The 2,887-nt window shown below is 55.4% G+C and carries 6 protein-coding genes; 1 reads left to right on the plus strand and 5 read right to left on the minus strand.

Annotated elements, in window-relative coordinates; genetic code table 11:
* The 5 genes from BBW68_RS19975 to hinT form a co-directional block, all read right to left on the minus strand.
* Positions 1–100: hypothetical protein (locus BBW68_RS19975; RefSeq protein ID WP_245675272.1), on the minus strand; the 100-nt coding region annotated here is incomplete at its 3' end.
* A 3-nt stretch (positions 101–103) separates the two neighbouring features.
* On the minus strand, positions 104–952 hold the full coding sequence (gene thiK / locus BBW68_RS13295) for a thiamine kinase (protein WP_070135725.1): 849 nt from the start codon (positions 950–952) through the stop codon (positions 104–106).
* Positions 936–1,523, minus strand: a complete 588-nt coding sequence (lpoB, locus tag BBW68_RS13300; protein ID WP_070135728.1) for a penicillin-binding protein activator LpoB — start codon at positions 1,521–1,523, stop codon at positions 936–938. Before lpoB ends, thiK begins: the two co-directional genes overlap by 17 nt.
* Positions 1,524–1,546: 23 nt before the next feature.
* Positions 1,547–1,915, minus strand: coding sequence for a YcfL family putative periplasmic lipoprotein (locus BBW68_RS13305; protein ID WP_070135726.1), 369 nt, complete (start codon positions 1,913–1,915; stop codon positions 1,547–1,549).
* Between the two features lie 26 nt (positions 1,916–1,941).
* Positions 1,942–2,292, minus strand: coding sequence for a purine nucleoside phosphoramidase (hinT, locus tag BBW68_RS13310; RefSeq protein WP_070135727.1), 351 nt, complete (start codon positions 2,290–2,292; stop codon positions 1,942–1,944).
* A gap of 180 nt (positions 2,293–2,472) precedes the next feature.
* Between hinT and BBW68_RS13315 the strand changes: the two genes are divergently transcribed.
* Positions 2,473–2,887 (plus strand): IS1595 family transposase (locus tag BBW68_RS13315; protein ID WP_148127470.1); only part of this gene is annotated, 415 nt, incomplete at its 3' end.

The raw sequence follows: 2,887 nt of genomic DNA on the forward strand, positions 1-2,887 counted from the left end.
AGCCGGAGTAGCGCACCATCCCCACCAGCGGATGCTGTAAAATTTCACGTTCTTCCGCATCCAGCTCGCAGCCGAGCACATCTAACATTACCGGTCCCACACTTCACCTCTTGTTCTGTCGTTGCTGCCAGCCTTCTGCTGCCAGCGTATAAAAATGTTGTTCACCGCTCTGCTGCGCCCGCAGCTCATACCAGCTGCTCGCCAGCAGAGACAGCCACGGCTGCCAGCGCTGGATCTGGCCGCGCAGAGCGTGAATATTTAGCTGCTGACGCGTGGCATAACGTGTGATTAGCCGCTGTTGCTTTGCCGCGTCCAGCCCGTTGGCGCTTATGATAGCGGCCAGCTCCAGCGCCACATCGCCATCCGCTGCGTACTCCCAGTCAATAAAGCGCAGCCGGCTGCCTTCAGCGATTAGATTTCCGCAGTGGAGATCCATATGCAGAACGGCTAGGCGCAGCGGATGCGGTTGCCCCTGACGCTGCAGCTGCCGCAGCGTGCGCAGCCACTGAACGGTGCGGCGCTGCGGCTGGCTGCGCTGCCAGTAATCCATGAGCAGCGGCATCAGCTGCAGGCGATAACCGCAAAGCGGCTGGTGATGTAACCTGACAACCTCATCCACCAACTTCTCCAGCCAGCTGTCCAGCTGTCCGGCGCTCAGCACCTCACCCGGCTGCCACCCCAGCAGCAGCCAGTCGTCATTCCTGCCGTGTACACTAGGCGTCAGGCCACTTGCGGCCAGTTTACGCAGCAGACGATATTCACGCTGGCGGTCAACGCCCGGCATGGTCTGCCCGCTGGCTGCCCGTCGTGCCAGAAATTTGCGATCCCCCAGCGCGATCTGCACGCTGTAGCCGCTCAACCCGTCCAGCGAAGAAAAGGAACCAGCGGCACTCGCCGCCGGAAACTGTTTCTCGATCAACCTGTCGAGCGCGGGATCAGTGCAGGACTGCACCGCTGCCTGACCAGATGATTTCGCCGGTCTGCACCAGCATCAGCTGCATCTGTAACGTCGGTGACTTCACGTCACCCTCGGCATTGCTGTACAGCACGTACTGGGCACCAACATAGCGCGCCAGGCCAATAGCTTTGCTGCGTGACACCAAGCTGTCCTCTGCGGAGAGCCCCAGCGTCTGTTTAGCCACCGCCAGCTGCTGCGAGGTGACGAGAGTAAACTGCGCGTTGTTCACCAGCGAGCTTTGCAGTGCCGCGGTTGCTTTCGCGATTTGCAGGCTGCCGTTAGTGCTGTTCTTCACGTTATCCACCAGCAGTACGCGGCCCGCCGTTACGTCGTCTGCTTTCAGCATCTGTGCCACCAGCGGTGATACGCTGGCAGGCCAGTTGATGGTCTGCATTTTTGGCGGCTGCGGCACGTTCTGACCCGGCTCCGGTTTTGGCTGCTCCGACACGATTACCGGCGGCTGCACGGGCTCAACCTTGGCGGGTTGCTCAGGCTGTTGCTGCTGATTGTTGATACAGCCGCTCAGAATCAGTGCCAGTAGCAGCACGCCTGAGAGCTTAAAGATATTGCGGTTCACGCTTAACTCCTTCACAAATACAGGTAGAGACAAGCTTTGCTCGCTGTCAGATTACCGGTTTGAGATGAGATGTCGGCTTTACCATGCGCGGGTACTGTCACCGTGCGCGGGCGTTTAAAAGGCAGGATTTCTAACCCTTTATCATCATAGCAGTAGAAGCGATAGGTGACCTGAACCGGCTTTCCCTGCTGATTAAACAGCACGGTGGTGGCGCGCTGCTGCCCTTCCCTTTGGCTAATATCCGGTTCATCGGTGGTAATGCCCGCCGACAGCACGACGAACTCCATCACTAACAACTGTGATGTATTGATGGTGGTGCGCTCGCTGCTGCATCCGGCTAACGCTACCAATAACGTGAGTGCCGTCACGCTTGCCTGCATAGATTTGTGTCCGTAGTCGTTGGCGTTCAGGACGCCAGCATTGGACCTAAAGGACGGCCACCGAGCAGATGCAGGTGAATGTGATACACCTCCTGACCACCGTGCTTGTTGCAGTTCATAATCAGGCGATAGCCATCTTCGGCGATGCCCTGATCTTTAGCGATTTTCGCCGCAACTGTTATTATGCGCCCCAGCGCGGCTTCGTGCGCGGCGACAACATCATTGGCGGTAGGGATTAAGATATTCGGCACAATCAGAATATGCGTCGGTGCCTGCGGGGAGATATCACGAAATGCGGTAACCAGCTCATCCTGAAAAATGATATCGGCCAAGATCTCACGGCGGATTATTTTACTGAAAATGGTTTCTTTAGCCATGCTGCATGTCCTTGAGCGTAATATACGTTACCGCAGTATGAGCGAGAGAATCCTTTTCTTTCAACCTGCAACTGACTTTATCTTTCGCTAATCGCATGGCTTTCCAACGTTATGCCCCCGCCCGACGCCATAAAAAATTATGGGCTGTCCTAGATAACTAAGATCATCTAGGATAGTGCCATGAGAAAAAGCAGACTCAGTCAGTACAAACAGGAACGGTTACTTGAACAGTTTATTGCAGGCTCCACAGCCCGTATTGCCGCAGAGCTGGTTGGTGTCCACAGGAACACTGCTGCATACTATTTTCACCGCCTCAGAGTGCTGATAGCCGAGCACGTAGATAGGCACTCCTGGTTTGATGGCGAGATTGAACTGGACGAAAGTTATTTTGGTGGTCGTCGTAAAGGTCAGCGTGGCAGAGGTGCTGCCGGAAAAGTGCCTGTTTTCGGGCTTCTCAAGCGTGGTGGTAAGGTGTATACCAAGGTCATACCCGATGCCAAATCACGCACATTACTGCCGATAATAGAGTCAAAAATTTACCCTGACAGCATCGTCTATACCGATAATTTTGCCAGTTATGATGTACTGGATGTGA

The organism is Candidatus Erwinia dacicola, assembly GCF_001756855.1.
In the GTDB taxonomy this organism is placed as follows: domain Bacteria; phylum Pseudomonadota; class Gammaproteobacteria; order Enterobacterales; family Enterobacteriaceae; genus Erwinia; species Erwinia dacicola.

Excerpts from the sequence above, each read along its gene's own strand:
- hinT (WP_070135727.1), bottom strand. The coding sequence starts at position 2,292 with ATGGCTAAAGAAACCATTTTCAGTAAAATAATCCGCCGTGAGATCTTG.
- BBW68_RS13305 (WP_070135726.1), bottom strand. The coding sequence starts at position 1,915 with ATGCAGGCAAGCGTGACGGCACTCACGTTATTGGTAGCGTTAGCCGGA.